Origin of the sequence: Cedecea davisae DSM 4568, assembly GCF_000412335.2 — a bacterium.
Classification (GTDB): Bacteria; Pseudomonadota; Gammaproteobacteria; order Enterobacterales; family Enterobacteriaceae; genus Cedecea; species Cedecea davisae.
The window spans coordinates 1,460,126-1,476,015 of sequence record NZ_KE161030.1; the positions used below are offsets into that span (position 1 = coordinate 1,460,126).

The window sequence follows — 15,890 nt, forward strand, 5'->3', positions numbered from 1 at the left end:
CACTGTCATTATTGAGTTTTATTAACTTATTCAATTTTATCAATACGGCGCCAGACGCCGTACGGGAGCCCATATGACTAAGAAATTAAAAGTTGTTACTATCGGCGGCGGCAGCAGCTATACCCCGGAATTACTTGAAGGTTTCATTAAACGTTACCACGAATTGCCAATAACCGAATTGTGGCTGGTGGACGTAGAGGCCGGGAAAGAGAAGCAGGATATTATTTTTAATCTTTGCCAGCGCATGATTGAGCACGCGGGCGTGCCGATGACGGTCCACAAAAGCCTCGACCGCCGTGAAGCGCTGAAAGATGCAGACTTCGTGACTACCCAGCTGCGTGTTGGCCAACTGAAGGCCCGTGAGCTTGATGAGCGTATTCCGCTGAGCCACGGTTATCTGGGCCAGGAAACTAACGGCGCGGGCGGCCTGTTCAAAGGGCTGCGTACTATTCCAGTTATTTTTGACATTATCAAAGATGTGCAGGAAATCTGCCCGGATGCGTGGGTGATTAACTTCACTAACCCGGCCGGTATGGTGACCGAGGCGGTATTCCGCCATACCAACTTCAAGAAATTCATCGGCGTGTGCAACATTCCTGTGGGCATGAAGATGTTTATCACCGACGTGCTGAAGCTGACCCCGGAAGATGACCTGGGCATCGACCTGTTCGGCCTCAACCACATGGTCTTTATAAAAGACGTGCTGGTGAACGGCGAATCACGCTTTGCCGAGCTGCTGGACGGCGTGGCGAGCGGCAAGCTCAGCGCCAACTCGGTGAAAAACATCTTCGATATGCCGTTTAGCGAAGGGTTGATCCGCTCCCTTAACCTGCTGCCGTGCTCTTACCTGCTGTACTACTTCAAGCAGAAAGAGATGCTGGCAATTGAAATGGGCGAGTTCTATAAAGGCGGCGCGCGCGCTACCGTGGTCCAGAAGGTCGAAAAACAGCTGTTCGACCTGTATAAAGATCCAAACCTCGACGTGAAGCCAAAAGAGCTGGAGCTGCGCGGCGGGGCCTATTACTCCGACGCGGCGTGCGAAGTGATTAGCGCTATCTACAATGATAAGCAGACCGAGCACTATGTGAACATTCCGCACCACGGCCATGTGGACAATATTCCGGCCGACTGGGCGATTGAAATCACCAGCATCATCGGCCGCGACGGCGCAAAACCGCATCCGCGCGTAACGCATTTTGACGAGAAAGTGATGGGGCTTATCCACACCATCAAGGGCTTTGAAGTTGCGGCAAGCCACGCGGCGCTGAGCGGAGAGCTGAACGATGTGCTGCTGGCGCTGAACCTTAGCCCGCTTATCCACTCTGACAAGGATGCGGAAGTTATCGCCAAAGAGATGCTACTCGCGCACAAAGCGTATCTGCCGAACTTTGCGAAGACGATTGAAAAACTGGCTTAATGCCTCGCCCTCTCCGGACGGGGAGGGCCACTTAAGAGGGATGCTATGGACCGCTTACTGATTATCAACGCCGACGATTTTGGCCTGAGCAAGGCACAAAACTACGGCATCATCGAGGCGTTTCACCACGGCGTGGTGACCTCGACCACCGCGATGATGAATGCTGAAGCCATCAAACACGCCGCCGGACTCTGCGCTCGTTATCCGGGGCTTGGCGTGGGGATGCACTTTGTTTTAACCCTTGGCCGCCCGTTAACCGAAATGCCGGTGCTGACCCGCGGTGAAGGCGTGTTGGGCAAGTGGATTTGGGAAATGGCGGAGCAGGGGCAGCTGGATCTGGCGGAAATCAGGCAAGAACTTGAAAGCCAGTATCAACGCTTTATTGATGTCTTCGGCATTGAGCCAACCCATCTGGACAGCCACCACCACGTTCATATGATCCCGGAAATTTTCCCCGTTGTTGCCGCTTTTGCCAATGCCAAAGGCATTCCGCTGCGCGTTGACCGCGATGCTGCCGCACGGGATGATATCGTTCTTGCTGGCGTGCGCTCCACGGAAGGGTTCAGCAGCGAATTTTATGGCGATGCCATCTCTGAGGAACTGCTGCTGGATAGCGTAGACGCCTCCGCTCAACGCCGGGAGAAATCGCTGGAAGTGATGTGCCACCCGTCATTTGTCGATAATACGCTGTTGAAAAGCAACTACTGCTATCCGCGCCTTGCGGAGCTCGAAGTGCTGACTTCATCCGCGCTGAAATACGCGCTTGCCGAGCGCGGCTACCGGCTGGGCACGTTCCGCGACATCTAAGCAAAGTTGCTATTAGCTTTTGGCCGGTAAGGTGTATTATATATGCATCTTACCGGCGGCCTCGACCGCCTTACCGGTCAATCAGGTAGTCGCTATGTCAGGCAAACGTATTCAGCGCGAGAAGCAAACCATTCAAAAAATGCTCAACCTCTTTGAGCGCAAACACCCCTCAGCAAATACCTCTCCGGGGCATTATCAGCAGCTATTCGAGTATGCATCCAAAAGGCTGGATCGCTGCGCCTATGGCGAGGAAAAACCAGCCTGCAAGCATTGCCCCATCCATTGTTATCAGCCCGCAAAGCGGGAAGAGATGAAGCAGATAATGCGCTGGGGAGGGCCAAGGATGCTGGTCTGGCACCCGATCCTTACCGTTCGCCATCTTATTGATGACCGCCGCCCTGTGCCGCCTTTGCCTGAGAAATATCAGAGAAAAAAATAGTGTGGCGTGCGCCCACAAACGACAGGCGAAAAAAAAGCCCGCATTTGCATGCGAGCTCTTCTTTAAATGTGGCGGTGAGAGAGGGGCTTACTCGCGCCGTCCATGGCGCTCGCCCAGCGGGTCGCCGGAGGCGGTACAAAACGGCTGTCCTGCCGTTTTGTCGAACCCGGTCGAGGGTTCTCACCCACTCTCTGCGGGGAGTTATATGCGAAAAAAAAGCTCGCATTTGCATGCGAGCTCTTCTTTAAATGTGGCGGTGAGAGAGGGGTTCGAACCCTCGATACGTTGCCGTATACACACTTTCCAGGCGTGCTCCTTCAGCCACTCGGACACCTCACCGTATTTTTCCGCTGCTCACCTTAGGTGGGCAACGGGGCGCTACTATAGGGAGTCGGGGCACTTCGGTCAAGCCTATTTTCAGGATTATGGCGCGTTCGCTTAAGGTCTGAGCGATTGAGGTTGTTTTAAGACAAATTTGTGCTTTTCTCCTTCTCCCTTCCAGGGAGAAGGCCGGGATGAGGGTATTCTGGCACTAAGAAGAAGGACAAAGGATGGGCGAAAAAAAAGCCCGCATTTGCATGCGAGCTCTTCTTTGAAGATGGCGGTGAGGGAGGGATTTACTCGCGCCGTCCATGGCGCTCGCCCTGCGGGTCGCCGGAGGCGGTACAAAACGGCTGTCCTGCCGTTTTGTCGAACCCGGTCGAGGGTTCTCATCCACTCCCGCCAGGTGATATATGCGAAAAAAAAGCCCGCATTTACATGCGAGCTCTTCTTTGAAGATGGCGGTGAGGGAGGGATTCGAACCCTCGATACGTTGCCGTATACACACTTTCCAGGCGTGCTCCTTCAGCCACTCGGACACCTCACCATATTGTCGCTCCAGCGCTGCTGGAACGGGCGCTAATTTAGGGAAAATAGCCCGCTACGTCAATGCTAATTTCATGTTTTTGGTGCATTTAGCCAAACTTCATCCAACTTGATTCTTAAACCACCACAAGATGCTGCTTTTTATCGCATTAGCGCTTGCATAGCGCTTCATTTCGGGTAAGCCTAAGGAAAAAAGGAGGCAGTATGGACATTATTTTTCATCACCCCACTTTTGATACTGAGTATTGGCTGAATCGCCTTCAGCAGGCTCTGCCGGGGGCGCGCGTGCGCCAGTGGAAGCAGGGCGACCAGCAGCCTGCCGACTACGCGCTGGTCTGGCAGCCGCCGGTAGAAATGCTTAGCGGCCGTAAAGGGCTGAAGGGCGTGTTTGCTCTTGGCGCAGGCGTGGACGCCATTCTCAGTAAACTGCAGGCCCACCCGGATATGCTGCCGGACGGCGTGCCGCTGTTCCGACTGGAAGACACCGGCATGGGGCTGCAAATGCAGGAGTATGCCGTCAGCCAGGTGCTGCACTGGTTCCGCCGTTTTGATGATTATCAGGCGCAAAAACTGCAGGGCAAATGGCAGCCGCTGAACGATTATCGCCGCGAGGATTTCACCATCGGCATTCTTGGGGCTGGTGTACTCGGCGGAAAAGTTGCTGAAAGCCTGGTGGCCTGGGGCTTCCCGGTTCGCTGCTGGAGCCGCAGTAAAAAAGACTTCCCCGGCGTAGCCAGCTTTGCAGGTAGCGAAGAACTGGGCAGCTTCCTGAGCGGAACCCGGGTGCTGATTAACCTGCTGCCGAATACGCCGCAGACCGTCGGCATTATTAATCGTCAATTGCTTGGTCAACTGGCGGATGAGTCTTATGTGATCAACCTTGCGCGCGGAGTTCATCTGGTTGAAGCCGACCTGCTGTCCGCTCTGGACAGCGGCAAGCTGAAAGGGGCGATGCTTGACGTCTTCTCTAAAGAACCTCTGCCAGAAGAAAGCCCGCTCTGGGGGCATCCGCGTGTTGCAATGACGCCGCACATTGCGGCCGTAACCCGCCCGGATGAAGCCATCGCCTATATCGCGAAGACCATCACCCAACTGGAGAAAGGAGAAGCGGTATCGGGGATGGTTTCTCTCCAGCACGGTTATTGATACAAAGCCCGGCTTTGGCCGGGCTTATATCGCCCGCTCCACAAGCTAAAAATTGTCACGGAATACTGGTATCCTTAGCCAAAATAGAAAAGGAGAAAACCATGTATCCCGTTGACCTGCATATGCACACCGTTGCCAGCACCCACGCCTACAGTACCCTCCACGACTACATCGCTGTCGCTAAATCCAAAGGCATTCGGCTATTTGCCATCACCGACCATGGCCCGGATATGGCGGATGCGCCGCATTACTGGCACTTTGTGAATATGCGCATCTGGCCGCGTCTGGTAGACGGCGTCGGCATTCTGCGCGGCATCGAGTCCAATATTAAAAATACCGCCGGTGAAATCGACTGTACCGGGCCGATGCTGGATGCGTTGGATCTCATTATCGCGGGGTTCCACGAGCCGGTGTTCCCGCCTCAGGATAAAGCGACCCATACCGAAGCGATGATAGCGACGATGGCCAACGGAGATGTGCATATCATCAGCCACCCCGGTAACCCTAAGTTTGAGATTGATATTCCGGCCGTGGCTGCCGCGGCGGCAAAATATAACGTCGCGCTCGAACTCAATAACTCCTCCTTTACCCATTCACGTATCGGCAGCGGTCCGAACTGCCGCGCCATCGCCGAGGCCGTGCGCGATGCCGGAGGCTGGTTAGCGCTGGGTTCAGATTCCCATACCGCTTTTACCCTCGGGGATTTCAGCGAATGCCGCAAAATCCTCGACGAAATTGATTTCCCGGAAGATCGTATTCTCAACGTTTCTCCGGCGCGCCTGCTCGGGTTCCTTGAAGCCCGCGGAATGGCGCCGATTGCCGAATTTGCCACACTGTAATTAACACCCGTAATGGATAGAGCCAGTCATGAATGAGTTTTCAATTATTTGCCGCGTTTTAGGATCGCTATTTTATCGCCAGCCGCAGGATCCGCTGCTGGTTCCGCTGTTTACGCTGATCCGCGAAGGGAAGCTGGCGGCAAGCTGGCCACTGGAACAGGACGAACTGCTGGGGCGGTTGCAAACCAGCTGCGATCCTCAGCTGCTGGCGGCGGACTTTAATGCGCTGTTTATCGGTGAGAAATGCAGCGTGCCGCCTTTCCGCTCCGCATGGGTTGAAGGGAGCGATGAAGGTGAAGTACGCCAGTTCCTCAAGCAGCGCGGCATGCCGCTGGGCGAAACGCCGGCCGATCACTTCGGGACGCTGCTGCTGGCCGCTTCATGGCTGGAAGATCAGTCTCAGGAAGATGAGTTTGAAGCACAGGTTACGCTGTTCGATGAGTACCTGCTGCCGTGGTGCGGCACCTTCCTCGGCAAGGTAGAAGCCCACGCGACGACGCCGTTCTATCGTACGCTGGCGGCCATCAGCCGCGAAGCATTGCAGGCGATGCGCGATGAATTGCAGGAATCTGAGGAGGAGTAATTGTGATTTGAATCACAATTAGAATGTAACAGCAAAAGCAAACTTGCAAAAAACGTGCGCTGGATCGTAGTGGGTCATGCCGGCTCTGCTATCATACGGCGCCATGAAGACACTTATTCCTCTCGCTATTACCACCGGTATTCTCTCTGGCCTTTGGGGCTGGGTTGCGGTGAGCCTCGGCCTGTTGGGCTGGGCCGGTTTCCTCGGCTGTACCGCCTATTTTGCCTGTCCGCAGGGCGGAGTTAAGGGGCTGTTTATTTCGCTGTGCACGCTTTGTAGCGGCGTTCTTTGGGCGCTGGTGATTATTCACGGCAGCGCGCTGGCTCCCCATGCCGATATTCTTGGGTATGTGATGACCGGCATTGTCGCGTTTCTGATGTGTATCCAGGCGCGGCATATTTTGCTTTCGTTTGTTCCGGGGACTTTTATCGGTGCCTGCGCGACTTTTGCCAACAATGGTGAATGGCATATCGTGGTGCCTTCATTGCTGCTGGGGCTGGTATTTGGCTTCGCGATGAAAAACAGCGGGCTGTGGTTGGCCGCAAGGCGAGATAAACCGAAGCAAGGCTCATTACTCAGCGAATAAAAAAAACCGGCATCAGCCGGTTTTTTTTATGGATACATGCGGTTATCGGTTATCACGAGGCGGGTGGGACAGACAGCTCTTTATATTTCACCAGCACCGGGTTGTTAATGTCGGATGGTTTTTGCAGATCCCAAAGTCCCCTGTCTATTCCATCGTTAATCAGATAAATAACCCCGGTTTCAATCGCGGACATCAGGCATAGCATGACGGGTTCATTGCTGGTGTAGCCAATTTCCGCTTCCAGCAGCCGCTGGTAATCGATAAAGCGGAAGACCCCGGCCTGTACCTCGTAGGAAAGAATGGTTTTGCTGGTGTTGACCGAAGAGAGCACTTCGCCGGTACTGACATCCACCACCCTCAGGTTAACGGCAATCTGGTCGAGCTGGTACTGCGTATCGGCCCCGATGCCGAAGTAGCGGGCGCCCGCGCCGCCGGACTTCACGTTGCTTTCGTAGCCAATAATCGAGCCTTCAATCATTACGTTTGCCGCCATCAGCGATTGCAGCGGCTGGCGATTATTGTCGGCAACGGTGCCGTTTTCCTGCGCCGCGCGGATTATCTTGCGCTCGTTAAGCAGGTTTTGCAGGCCCTGGCGCTCGAGCGGAATAAACCAGCGTGAATCTTTCAGCGCCGTCACCAGCATTGAGGTTGCACTTTGCGGCACGGCCGTTGAGAAGTTACTCGCAGGATAAGGCTTGAACTGCCCGGTTTCGTCCTGAATGTTATAGACCGAAACATACAATTTGCCTTTGGCATCCGGTAAATGCGTCAGGTCGCGGTAGCTTTGTGCCCGGGGCATTAGCGTGGGTTTCGCTGCTTCTTTTGGCGGGGCCGTTAAACAGCCCGTCAATAAACACACCGCCACAATCAGGAGTAAGCGCTGCATGATGTTTACCCTTTAAATTTATTGTTGGTTTACGCCACTAGAAATTGGTGGAGTTTGATTGCAGGCCGGACACCTGAATGGTGGAGGTTTTGCCGGTTTTTCGGTCGGTAACGTTCAGCTGTAGCTGGCCGTCGGTATTGGCGATATCGACGATAAAATCATTGGTGACCATGCGCCCCGGCTTACCGGTGTTGATATTGGTCAGCAGCCCGCCCAGCACCTGCGATTGCAAAGCCTGGGTGAAATTGTCCAGCGCGCTCGGCATCTGGATACCCAGGTCACTGCTGTAGGCTGGATCTTTATAAGAGTTCTGCGCCTGAGCGGAATTAAGCAGATAGGCACCGTTATTAGGGTTACCGCCAAAGTTGGGATTAACAAACTGGAAAACCATATTCCCGGCCCAGGACAGCGGCGAAAACAGCAGCATGGAAAGCACGACTAAGTAGATACGCATCATCATCTCCTAGAATTCGTCATGGGTTAAATCGCCGGTGCTCAATAATTGCTTATCGATAAGCCTGCGTTTTAGCGCCTCGTCTGTATGGACCAGTGCAACCTCAACGTTTTTATCGAAGTCGCGTTTAGTGGGGAAAAGAAAGGCCTGGTAAACAACATCCTGCCCTGCAGTAATGGTTATCCAGCTTCCCCAGCGGGCGCTGGGGCGCTCATTAATGGTTAAGTTGCCGGTAAAGTCGCTTTCCCATTTATCGCTGAACGCGCGATAGAAGCTGTGCCCCACCGAAGTTACGGTGTGGTCCGTGAGCAGGCCTGGGATCTCAACTTCTTCACCGTGAGCGACGCTGGCGCACCAGCAGGTTGCCAGCAATAAAACGGCTGAGCGTTTCATCGCCTTATCGCCTGAGGTTATCGTTGGCCCAAGAAACGGCCTGGGTGCGGTTTTTTACCGCTATCTTCCTGAAAAGGTTATACAGATGGGTTTTTACCGTATTCTCGCTGATAAACAACGAGCGGGCTATTTCGATGTTTGACGAGCCAATGCGTAATTTATTCAGAATTTCTTTTTCGCGCTGGGTTAAGCGCGAAGATTCTGCGCTATTAAAGCGATAATTCCCTGAGTTGCTTATCAAATAGCTGGCCAGTTTTTGCGAGAAGTAACATTCACCTTCCATTACCCCGCGCAGTCCCTCGACTACCCTTGGCTCTTCTGCTGTCAAATAAAATACCCCGTTGATATACGGCCAGTTTTCAATATCCTTAAATTGATATTCTTCCGGCGTATTAAGTAACAGTAATTTTATATGATTGTTTCTACGGCTTAGTTTTTCCTGCCAACATTGGATAGTCTTTTTATCCGCTTCTGCCATATCGAATAAAATCAGAGAATTACTGGCAATCTCATCGAGTGAGCGTTGTATATTATGCACCCGGCCGTTTATTGCCAGCGAGGCGCGTAAATGTTGCAATAAGGCAGATGCCTGAAGAGAGGGTTTAGTAATTAGCAGTAGCGTAGGCCCCTGTAGGGCATGGACTTCATTATACATGATGAAACTCCACCTGGTTTTTGCCGCTACCGTATGAATTAATAGATATTAATTCTCCCAGTGGTACCGATAGCTGCAGCATTGCTGTGTATTAATATTTTTAATATTCGGGCGTGATGTTCCCGATGAATGAGAAAATTTAACTAAAGGGGTGCTTTCATATTCAATTTAACCAGTAGATATTTTAAAGCAAGTGTTAACTATGTAACAAAATGTAACTCAGAATATTAAAATATTTCTTTTGGTGCTTTTGCCTATTTAGATTTAACGCTAAAGTTGTACATTATATATTTGATGTATAGATAATATATCATATGTTAAAAACATATCTATTTGAGTTTTATGTGTTTATTTTTCTTGTTTTGATTTTGCATTTAAAAATATTATTTTAAGAAACGCTGTTCCTGGAATTCTCTCGCTTCGCTTAAGAAAACTTGGTGTGGTGACGGTGGTTTTTCATAATGTGACTAAGCATCGCATCGGATGTGCTAAGTGCGTGAGGTTTATGGTTTGTTTAAATAAGTGTGCTAATGATTAGCTCTCTCTTTCCTGATGATTGTATCTGTAGCGCCATAGCGCAAATGTATTGTGAATTCACACTTTGGTATTAACCCAATAAGTCAAAATAATTCCTGCGCATGAGATATTTTAAAAATTTATCGGGACATACTCAATTTCGTAACCGAACAATAACAGTTTACTGCCGTTTTTGTGAGGTGTTACCACTTGAACTGAGCATCATTAAGTTCCGGCTCAATTAGGTTCAGGGTGATGAGATGAAAATTAAATCGCTATTGTTAATGTTGTTCTTTGTTGGGCTTTCAAATAACGCCATGGCCAACGGTAACGATCTTGCCGGTGCAGAATATAATTTTGCCGTTAATGAGTTGAGTAATCCTCAATTTAATCAGGCAGCAATTATTGGTCAGTACGGCAGCGGTAATAATGCCGATGTTATTCAGAGAGGCCAGCGCCAATTTTCTGAAGTAGTTCAAAATGGTGCAGGAAATCGGGCTAATATAGAACAATCAGGTAGTTATAATCTGGCTTACATCTCGCAAGACGGTGTAGCCAACGATGCGAGTATTAAGCAGGATGCATTTGGTAATGCTGCGCTTATTATTCAACGAGGTTCAGGTAATAAAGCAAACATTACTCAGTATGGTACCCAGAAGTCAGCAGTTGTAGTGCAAAACCAGTCACAAATGGCGATTCGCATTATTCAGCGATAAGCAGAACGTTTGTGCTGAAATTATCAATCCGATGGGGGTTTTAGTATGAATCGTTTCAAAGTTGCAGCATTAGCAGCATTAGTAGTGTCCGCAGGTGCAATGGCTACTTACCCGCAGCAGGCTCAGCACTCAACCCTGAAAATTTATCAGCAGGGTAACGGAAATAACGCTACAGCTCTACAGTCAAATGCGCTGTATTCAAAAACGGAAATTAAACAGTTTGGTACCGTTAACGGCGCCAAAGTGGGCCAGGGTTCTGACCACAGCGATATTAAATTGCTGCAAGACGGCTATGGCAACAATGCAACCATCAGCCAGTGGAATGGTAAAAATGCGCAAACCGACGTTCAACAGTTTGGTACTAACAACGGAGCCGTCGTTAACCAGACTGCTTCGAGCTCTCTGGTCTCCGTAACCCAGTACGGCAACGGCAACCACGCTTCAGCTTCCCAGTACTAGCAGGCCCGGTTTATTCGCAAGCAACTTAACAGGGCCTGTGGCCCTGTTTTTTCGTTGGAGGCCGTATGCATACCTTAGTGCTGCTTGCCGCGCTCTCAAGCCAGCTAACGTTTAATACCCGACAGCAGGACAATATTTATACCATCACCCCCATTGCCACGCTGGCTGCGGACTGCCAGTGCACTATGACGCTCGCGGCCAGGCGAAGCGGAACCTCAGGGCAAAGTGAAAGTAAGCAAAGCAGCGATCTCTTTATTAAAGCGCACGAGGCGGTGCCGCTGTCCCAGCTCAGTATGAATATCGATCCAGGCGACAGCGTTGTGGTGACCGTTACGCTGAGTGATGGTAAATCCTTCCATCTTGAGCAGCACTGGGTCGGGGCAGGAAAGCCGTAACCGGCGTGAAATATAAATGATGAACGGATTGCAAGAATCGCGAGTGTGTATCACTGTTTAAGAATCTTTGATTTTCTGCCGATAACCTTCAGGGACGACAGCAATCGAGGAGTACCGAAGTGAAAACAGCTTGTGCGAAATATTTGCTTTGTCTGGCGCTGGGAATGGCTGTTTCATCGCTATCTCAGGCTGCATCATCCGGCGTTATTCATTTTCGAGGTGAAATAGTAGAAGGCGGGTGCCAGTGGGCGCCGGCGAGTGCTGATGTCGCCGTTACCTGCTCACAGCAAGGCAAGCCCGTCACCCAGACCCTTGCGCTCAATTCCCTTAATGGCATCACTCTTTATAACGACAGCACGGTGCAAACCAGGGTGCAATACCTTGATGCTCAGCATAAGCTCGCCGTTTTACAGGTGACCTATCAATAATGTCGCGGCCCGTTAAATCACGGGCCGACTCTCTTGGGTTCCTGCGGTATAGCAGAGTAAACTAGCCCCTGTCGGTTCAGGTTGAATGTATAGGGTCAGTGCTGTGAAAAAATGTCTGCTTCTCTCTCTTATGCTGGTTGCCAGGGCGACCGGAGCCGTTACGCTCGATGAGGTAGAAAAACGGTTCGCTGCGTCGCCGGTAGTGCGCGCTAATTTTGAGCAGGAGCGCCAGATTAAAGGGACAGCGCAGCCGCTGCATTCCAGCGGAAAGCTGCTGATTGCTAAAAACAAGGGGCTATGGTGGCAACAGCGCCAGCCTTTCCCGATGCGTTTGATTGTGAATGGCGGGCATATGGTGCAGGTTATGGGCAGCCAGCCACCCCAGACTATAACGGGCGAGAGTAACCCGCAGATGTTTCATTTTAACCAGCTGCTGCGCACGCTGTTTCATATCGATCGTAAAGTGCTGGAGAAAAGTTTTATCAGCGAATTTACCGATTTGGGGCAGGGAAGGTGGCGCCTGGTGTTGATACCCGCAGACGAGCCGCTGAATAAACTGTTCCGTTCGGTCACGCTCCGTGGGGAAAAGTATATCGAGCGCATTGAGCTCAATGATGTCGAGGAAGACTATACCGAAATCTCCTTTACCCATTATCAGCCGGAACCGCGAAAGCTGACTCGTGAAGAGCGTAAACGCTTTGCATACTGAAGCACCTTATCGCCTTGCGGTGGGGCAGGTAACAAGTCTCAGTTCACCGGCGTTTGTATCCCGCTGGCTCTCGGCTGAACTTATTGCCAGCGCGCCTCAGGGAATGCGCCGCCCGGTATGGTTAGCCGGGCGCGTGCTGCTGTCGCAGTTGCTGGACAACGGAATGTTGCCGCTGCTGCAAAGTGGCCCCCACGGTAAGCCCTGGCACGCAGAGCTTCCGGCTTTCAATATTACCAACAGTGCTCATGCGGTTGCGGTGCTGGTCGGCTGCCAGCCTGTGGGCTGTGATATGGAGCTGTTACGCCCCCGCAAACGCTGGCAGGCCGTGGCGCAACACAGTTTTGCTGCCCCGCTGTATGACCGGCTGCTGGCTTTGCCCCAGGAGGAACAGCTGACGGAGTTCTGGCGTCTCTGGACGGCCCATGAAGCGGTAGTGAAGCAGCGGGGAGGAACGGTCTGGCAATTACCCGAGCTAAATTTGCCGCCGCTGACCTTGTGCCCGCCGGGACTGCATCTGATGCATATCGTTTGCGGAGAAATGCTGATCGCCTGCTGCGGCCATCAGGTTTTTTCACCGGATTTTGCTCCCGGACAGGTTGTCGGCCGGGTCTAAGTTTTTGATTGCGTTGTCGGGCTTCGGCGGCATAATAAGTAAAACTTAATTAGAACGATAACTATTGCTATTTATATGGACGTTTCTTTTAGCCGTCGTCGGCTTCTTACGCTCTCGGCACTGCTGCCGCTGGCTACGATTCTTCCGGGTCGTGCTCACGCGCGGGGCATTGATTCTGAACGTATTATTGCGCTCGAGTGGCGGCCGGTGGAGATGCTTCTGGCGCTGGGTATTATGCCCCTGGCGATTGCCGATAAGCGTAATTATCATCGCTGGGTGAGGGAGCCAGCGCTGCCTGATTCGGTGGTAGATGTGGGGCTTCGCAATGAGCCTAACCGCGAGCTGATGCAGCGCCTGCGACCCTCCGCATTTATTATCTCCAAAGGTTTTGGCCCTTCAGAGTCCGATCTAACACCTATCGCTCCGTGCTGGTCTACCGCTTTTAACGACGCCAGCGGCCGCCCACTCGGGCTGCTTGAGCGGGATCTGCTGCGCCTGGGGCAGTTTCTCGGCCGCGAGCAAAAGGCTGTTGAACACCTCACTTATCTGCATCAGCAAATTGCCGCAACACGAGAAAAGATCCCCGCTAACCCTAAACCGCTGGTGATGTTCTCCTTCCTCGATAGCCGCCGGGTGATGATTTTCGGTGCAAACAGCCTGTTTAACGATCTGCTTGAACGCCTGGGTTTGCGCAATGTGTGGGAGGGTAAAACCAATCCCTGGGGTAGTGCGATTGTGGGTATCGAAACCCTGGTGAGGCTGGAAAATGTGACCGCACTTTGCTTTATGCACGGCGATGATGACCCGGTTAAAACGGTGGCTAAGTCCGCTTTGTGGCAGGTGATGCCTTTTGTGCGCGAAGGGCAGCTGCATTTATTGCCTGCCGTCTGGTTCTATGGCGGCAGCTTTTCGGCGCTGCGTTTTTGTCAGCTGCTGCCGGAGGCCCTGTGCGCTTAATTCTCGTTTTACTTTGTGCTTTTACGTTGTTTCTGACCGGCTATAACTTTCAGCAGACGTTGTCCGCCAGCCTCTGGTGGCAGGCAATCGTTGCCCCGCAGGTGACCGATGTTTCCCAGATGCTGTTTCACTACAGCATGCTGCCGCGCACAACTCTGGCTTTACTTACCGGGGCAGGTCTGGCGCTGGCAGGTTGCCTGTTTCAGCATATTCTGCGTAATCCCCTGGCGGAACCGGCAACGCTCGGAGTGGCGGCAGGTGCTCAGCTGGGATTGACCCTGGCGACGCTATTTTTAGCCGGAGCAGGGGAAACGGGCAAGCAGCTTGCGGCGCTGGCCGGAGCGATGGCGGTCGGCAGTATTGTCCTCGGCGCGGCCTGGGGCAAGCGCATGTCTCCGGTCACGCTGATCCTTGCCGGACTGGTGCTCGGCCTGTATTGCGGAGCGGTAAAAAGCTTCCTCGTGCTGTTTAACCATGAACGTCTGCAAAACTTGTTTATCTGGAGCAGCGGCATGCTGAACCAGTATGACTGGGCGGGCGTGGATTTTCTCTGGCCGCGACTGCTGGCCGTGCTGGTGCTGATAGTCCTGATGATTCGGCCGCTGGGCATGCTGGCGCTGGACGATGCGGTGCTGCGTGGCCTGGGAATGAAACTGGCCTTAGTGCGGGTTGCCGGGCTATTTCTTGCTTTGCTGCTCAGCTCCATGCTGGTCAGCATTGTTGGAGTTATCGGGTTTATTGGTCTGTTTGCGCCTATTCTGGCGGGAATGTTTGGCGTGCGCCGCCTGCTGCCGAAGCTGTTGGCTTCTATGGTCATGGGCGCTTTGTTGCTGGTGCTTAGCGATCAGCTGGTCATCTGGCTGGGCAGCTTCTGGCAGGAGTTGCCTACCGGCGCGGTAACGGCCCTGGTAGGCGCGCCGCTAATGCTCTGGCTACTGCCACGCCTGCGCCATCAACGCCTTGCGGCCACGCAGGATACCAGCGCCGTTGCCGAACGGCAGCTCTCGGCTAAAACCATAATACTGGCCTGTACCGTGCTGCTGCTGGTGTCGTTGCTTGCCCTGGGCGTCGGGCGGGAAAGTGCTGGCTGGTTCGTCGGCCTGGAGGAAATGTGGCAATGGCGCTGGCCGCGCGTGCTGTCGGCGCTTGCTGCCGGGGCAATGCTGGCCGCAGCCGGAACGCTGGTGCAGAAGATGACAGGTAATCCAATGGCCAGCCCGGAAGTGCTTGGCGTTAGCTCGGGGGCCGCCTGCGCCATCGTATTACTGACATTCCTCGTTCCCGGGGATATCAGCGCCTGGCAGCTTCCGGCCGGTTTTGCGGGCGCGGCGTTAACGTTGCTGGCAATGCTGGTGCTGGCGCGCACGGGGCTGGCTCCTGGGCGGCTATTACTAACGGGCGTGGCGCTAAGTACCGTGTTTGCCACGCTGTTGACGCTGTATCTTGCCAGCGGCGATCCGCGTAGCGGGGCGGTGCTGACGTGGCTCTCCGGGTCGACCTGGAAAGTGACCGGGCAGCAGGCGCTGGTGAGCGGCGCTATGGCACTGGCCTTTATTGGCCTGACGCCGCTGGTCCGGCGCTGGTTGGTTATTCTGCCGTTAGGCGGTGAGGCCGCTCAGGCGCTGGGCGTGGCGCTGAGCCGGTCGCGCATCACTATCCTGATGCTGGCCGCCGGGCTGGTTGCCGCCGCGACGCTGTGCGTTGGCCCCCTGAGCTTCATTGGGCTAATGGCTCCCCACATGGCGCGGATGCTCGGCTTCCGTCGTGCTATGCCGCAGCTCGTGATGGCGATAGCCATTGGCTCGGGGCTAATGCTGGTGGCCGACTGGCTCGGACGTAGCCTGATATTTCCGTTCCAGATCCCCGCAGGGCTACTGGCAACGCTGTGCGGCGCGCCTTACTTCATCTGGTTATTACGAAAAGCGTAACGAGTAACAGACCGTCATTTTTGCTTGCAATTATTAACCTGCAAATGATAATTGCGATCAAAATCAGAACCGTTCTCATTATTAATTTCGTTATCTT

19 protein-coding genes and 2 tRNA genes are annotated in these 15,890 nt (G+C 53.1%); 15 read left to right on the forward strand and 6 right to left on the reverse strand.

Features of this window, described 5'->3' with window-relative positions:
* The first annotated feature begins 73 nt into the window (after positions 1–73).
* The 3 genes from HMPREF0201_RS06780 (at position 74) to HMPREF0201_RS06790 (ending at position 2,663) form a co-directional block, all read left to right on the forward strand.
* Complete coding sequence (locus HMPREF0201_RS06780; RefSeq protein WP_016535784.1) at positions 74–1,417, forward strand: 6-phospho-beta-glucosidase; 1,344 nt, start codon at positions 74–76, stop codon at positions 1,415–1,417.
* Positions 1,418–1,462: 45 nt separating this feature from the next.
* Complete coding sequence (gene chbG / locus HMPREF0201_RS06785) at positions 1,463–2,224, forward strand: chitin disaccharide deacetylase (protein WP_016535785.1); 762 nt, start codon at positions 1,463–1,465, stop codon at positions 2,222–2,224.
* Positions 2,225–2,318: 94 nt separating this feature from the next.
* Entirely contained in the window at positions 2,319–2,663 is a 345-nt protein-coding gene (locus HMPREF0201_RS06790) for a nitrous oxide-stimulated promoter family protein (protein WP_039898069.1), read from the forward strand.
* Positions 2,664–2,914: 251 nt separating this feature from the next.
* Here HMPREF0201_RS06790 and HMPREF0201_RS06795 read toward each other — a convergent pair.
* A tRNA-Ser gene (locus HMPREF0201_RS06795) sits at positions 2,915–3,002 on the reverse strand.
* Between the two features lie 441 nt (positions 3,003–3,443).
* Positions 3,444–3,531 (reverse strand) — tRNA-Ser (locus HMPREF0201_RS06800).
* A 203-nt stretch (positions 3,532–3,734) separates the two neighbouring features.
* Here HMPREF0201_RS06800 and ghrA point away from each other — a divergent pair.
* The 4 genes from ghrA to HMPREF0201_RS06820 all read left to right on the forward strand — a co-directional run bounded on the left by ghrA (position 3,735) and on the right by HMPREF0201_RS06820 (position 6,684).
* Positions 3,735–4,676 carry a glyoxylate/hydroxypyruvate reductase GhrA gene (gene ghrA, locus HMPREF0201_RS06805; RefSeq protein WP_016535788.1) on the forward strand — a complete coding sequence of 314 codons (942 nt, stop codon included), beginning with the start codon at positions 3,735–3,737 and terminating at the stop codon, positions 4,674–4,676.
* A 101-nt stretch (positions 4,677–4,777) separates the two neighbouring features.
* Positions 4,778–5,515 (forward strand): phosphatase, encoded by a 738-nt coding sequence (locus tag HMPREF0201_RS06810; RefSeq protein ID WP_039898071.1) that lies wholly within the window; start codon positions 4,778–4,780, stop codon positions 5,513–5,515.
* A 28-nt stretch (positions 5,516–5,543) separates the two neighbouring features.
* Positions 5,544–6,098: a TorD/DmsD family molecular chaperone gene (locus HMPREF0201_RS06815; protein WP_016535790.1), complete on the forward strand. Its 555-nt coding sequence runs from the start codon at positions 5,544–5,546 to the stop codon at positions 6,096–6,098.
* Positions 6,099–6,201: 103 nt separating this feature from the next.
* Positions 6,202–6,684: a DUF1097 domain-containing protein gene (locus HMPREF0201_RS06820; protein ID WP_039899218.1), complete on the forward strand. Its 483-nt coding sequence runs from the start codon at positions 6,202–6,204 to the stop codon at positions 6,682–6,684.
* 52 nt (positions 6,685–6,736) lie between these two features.
* On the opposite strand, the gene csgG is transcribed toward HMPREF0201_RS06820, so the two are convergent.
* Genes csgG through csgD form a run of 4 tightly spaced genes read right to left on the reverse strand, consistent with a single transcriptional unit; the run spans position 6,737 to position 9,072 of the window.
* Positions 6,737–7,570: a curli production assembly/transport protein CsgG gene (gene csgG, locus HMPREF0201_RS06825; RefSeq protein ID WP_016535792.1), complete on the reverse strand. Its 834-nt coding sequence runs from the start codon at positions 7,568–7,570 to the stop codon at positions 6,737–6,739.
* Between the two features lie 37 nt (positions 7,571–7,607).
* Positions 7,608–8,024: a curli production assembly/transport protein CsgF gene (gene csgF / locus HMPREF0201_RS06830; protein WP_039898072.1), complete on the reverse strand. Its 417-nt coding sequence runs from the start codon at positions 8,022–8,024 to the stop codon at positions 7,608–7,610.
* 9 nt (positions 8,025–8,033) lie between these two features.
* Positions 8,034–8,417 (reverse strand): curli production assembly/transport protein CsgE, encoded by a 384-nt coding sequence (gene csgE, locus HMPREF0201_RS06835; protein WP_016535794.1) that lies wholly within the window; start codon positions 8,415–8,417, stop codon positions 8,034–8,036.
* 4 nt (positions 8,418–8,421) lie between these two features.
* Positions 8,422–9,072, reverse strand: a complete 651-nt coding sequence (gene csgD / locus HMPREF0201_RS06840) for a biofilm master transcriptional regulator CsgD (protein WP_016535795.1) — start codon at positions 9,070–9,072, stop codon at positions 8,422–8,424.
* Between the two features lie 776 nt (positions 9,073–9,848).
* Between csgD and csgB the strand changes: the two genes are divergently transcribed.
* The 8 genes from csgB (at position 9,849) to fhuB (ending at position 15,793) form a co-directional block, all read left to right on the forward strand.
* Entirely contained in the window at positions 9,849–10,304 is a 456-nt protein-coding gene (gene csgB, locus HMPREF0201_RS06845) for a curli minor subunit CsgB (protein WP_016535796.1), read from the forward strand.
* Positions 10,305–10,349: 45 nt separating this feature from the next.
* On the forward strand, positions 10,350–10,763 hold the full coding sequence (gene csgA, locus HMPREF0201_RS06850) for a curli major subunit CsgA (protein WP_016535797.1): 414 nt from the start codon (positions 10,350–10,352) through the stop codon (positions 10,761–10,763).
* 65 nt (positions 10,764–10,828) lie between these two features.
* Positions 10,829–11,158, forward strand: coding sequence for a curli assembly chaperone CsgC (gene csgC, locus HMPREF0201_RS06855; RefSeq protein WP_016535798.1), 330 nt, complete (start codon positions 10,829–10,831; stop codon positions 11,156–11,158).
* A gap of 119 nt (positions 11,159–11,277) precedes the next feature.
* Positions 11,278–11,586: a fimbrial protein gene (locus HMPREF0201_RS06860; RefSeq protein WP_115586262.1), complete on the forward strand. Its 309-nt coding sequence runs from the start codon at positions 11,278–11,280 to the stop codon at positions 11,584–11,586.
* Between the two features lie 85 nt (positions 11,587–11,671).
* Positions 11,672–12,295 (forward strand): outer membrane lipoprotein carrier protein LolA, encoded by a 624-nt coding sequence (locus HMPREF0201_RS06865; RefSeq protein ID WP_016535801.1) that lies wholly within the window; start codon positions 11,672–11,674, stop codon positions 12,293–12,295.
* Positions 12,267–12,908, forward strand: coding sequence for a 4'-phosphopantetheinyl transferase superfamily protein (locus HMPREF0201_RS06870; protein ID WP_148374894.1), 642 nt, complete (start codon positions 12,267–12,269; stop codon positions 12,906–12,908). Before HMPREF0201_RS06865 ends, HMPREF0201_RS06870 begins: the two co-directional genes overlap by 29 nt.
* Positions 12,909–12,983: 75 nt before the next feature.
* On the forward strand, positions 12,984–13,865 hold the full coding sequence (gene fhuD / locus HMPREF0201_RS06875) for a Fe(3+)-hydroxamate ABC transporter substrate-binding protein FhuD (RefSeq protein WP_016535803.1): 882 nt from the start codon (positions 12,984–12,986) through the stop codon (positions 13,863–13,865).
* Positions 13,856–15,793 (forward strand): Fe(3+)-hydroxamate ABC transporter permease FhuB, encoded by a 1,938-nt coding sequence (gene fhuB / locus HMPREF0201_RS06880; RefSeq protein WP_016535804.1) that lies wholly within the window; start codon positions 13,856–13,858, stop codon positions 15,791–15,793. Before fhuD ends, fhuB begins: the two co-directional genes overlap by 10 nt.
* Positions 15,794–15,890: the final 97 nt, after the last annotated feature.

Bases quoted from the DNA above. Each gene is read 5' to 3' on its own strand.
- ghrA (WP_016535788.1), top strand. From the start codon at position 3,735: ATGGACATTATTTTTCATCACCCCACTTTTGATACTGAGTATTGGCTG.
- csgB (WP_016535796.1), top strand. From the start codon at position 9,849: ATGAAAATTAAATCGCTATTGTTAATGTTGTTCTTTGTTGGGCTTTCA.
- csgC (WP_016535798.1), top strand. From the start codon at position 10,829: ATGCATACCTTAGTGCTGCTTGCCGCGCTCTCAAGCCAGCTAACGTTT.
- csgD (WP_016535795.1), bottom strand. From the start codon at position 9,072: ATGTATAATGAAGTCCATGCCCTACAGGGGCCTACGCTACTGCTAATT.
- fhuD (WP_016535803.1), top strand. From the start codon at position 12,984: ATGGACGTTTCTTTTAGCCGTCGTCGGCTTCTTACGCTCTCGGCACTG.
- csgA (WP_016535797.1), top strand. From the start codon at position 10,350: ATGAATCGTTTCAAAGTTGCAGCATTAGCAGCATTAGTAGTGTCCGCA.
- HMPREF0201_RS06865 (WP_016535801.1), top strand. From the start codon at position 11,672: ATGTATAGGGTCAGTGCTGTGAAAAAATGTCTGCTTCTCTCTCTTATG.
- csgF (WP_039898072.1), bottom strand. From the start codon at position 8,024: ATGCGTATCTACTTAGTCGTGCTTTCCATGCTGCTGTTTTCGCCGCTG.
- chbG (WP_016535785.1), top strand. From the start codon at position 1,463: ATGGACCGCTTACTGATTATCAACGCCGACGATTTTGGCCTGAGCAAG.
- HMPREF0201_RS06780 (WP_016535784.1), top strand. From the start codon at position 74: ATGACTAAGAAATTAAAAGTTGTTACTATCGGCGGCGGCAGCAGCTAT.
- HMPREF0201_RS06815 (WP_016535790.1), top strand. From the start codon at position 5,544: ATGAATGAGTTTTCAATTATTTGCCGCGTTTTAGGATCGCTATTTTAT.
- HMPREF0201_RS06810 (WP_039898071.1), top strand. From the start codon at position 4,778: ATGTATCCCGTTGACCTGCATATGCACACCGTTGCCAGCACCCACGCC.
- csgE (WP_016535794.1), bottom strand. From the start codon at position 8,417: ATGAAACGCTCAGCCGTTTTATTGCTGGCAACCTGCTGGTGCGCCAGC.
- csgG (WP_016535792.1), bottom strand. From the start codon at position 7,570: ATGCAGCGCTTACTCCTGATTGTGGCGGTGTGTTTATTGACGGGCTGT.
- HMPREF0201_RS06790 (WP_039898069.1), top strand. From the start codon at position 2,319: ATGTCAGGCAAACGTATTCAGCGCGAGAAGCAAACCATTCAAAAAATG.
- HMPREF0201_RS06820 (WP_039899218.1), top strand. From the start codon at position 6,202: ATGAAGACACTTATTCCTCTCGCTATTACCACCGGTATTCTCTCTGGC.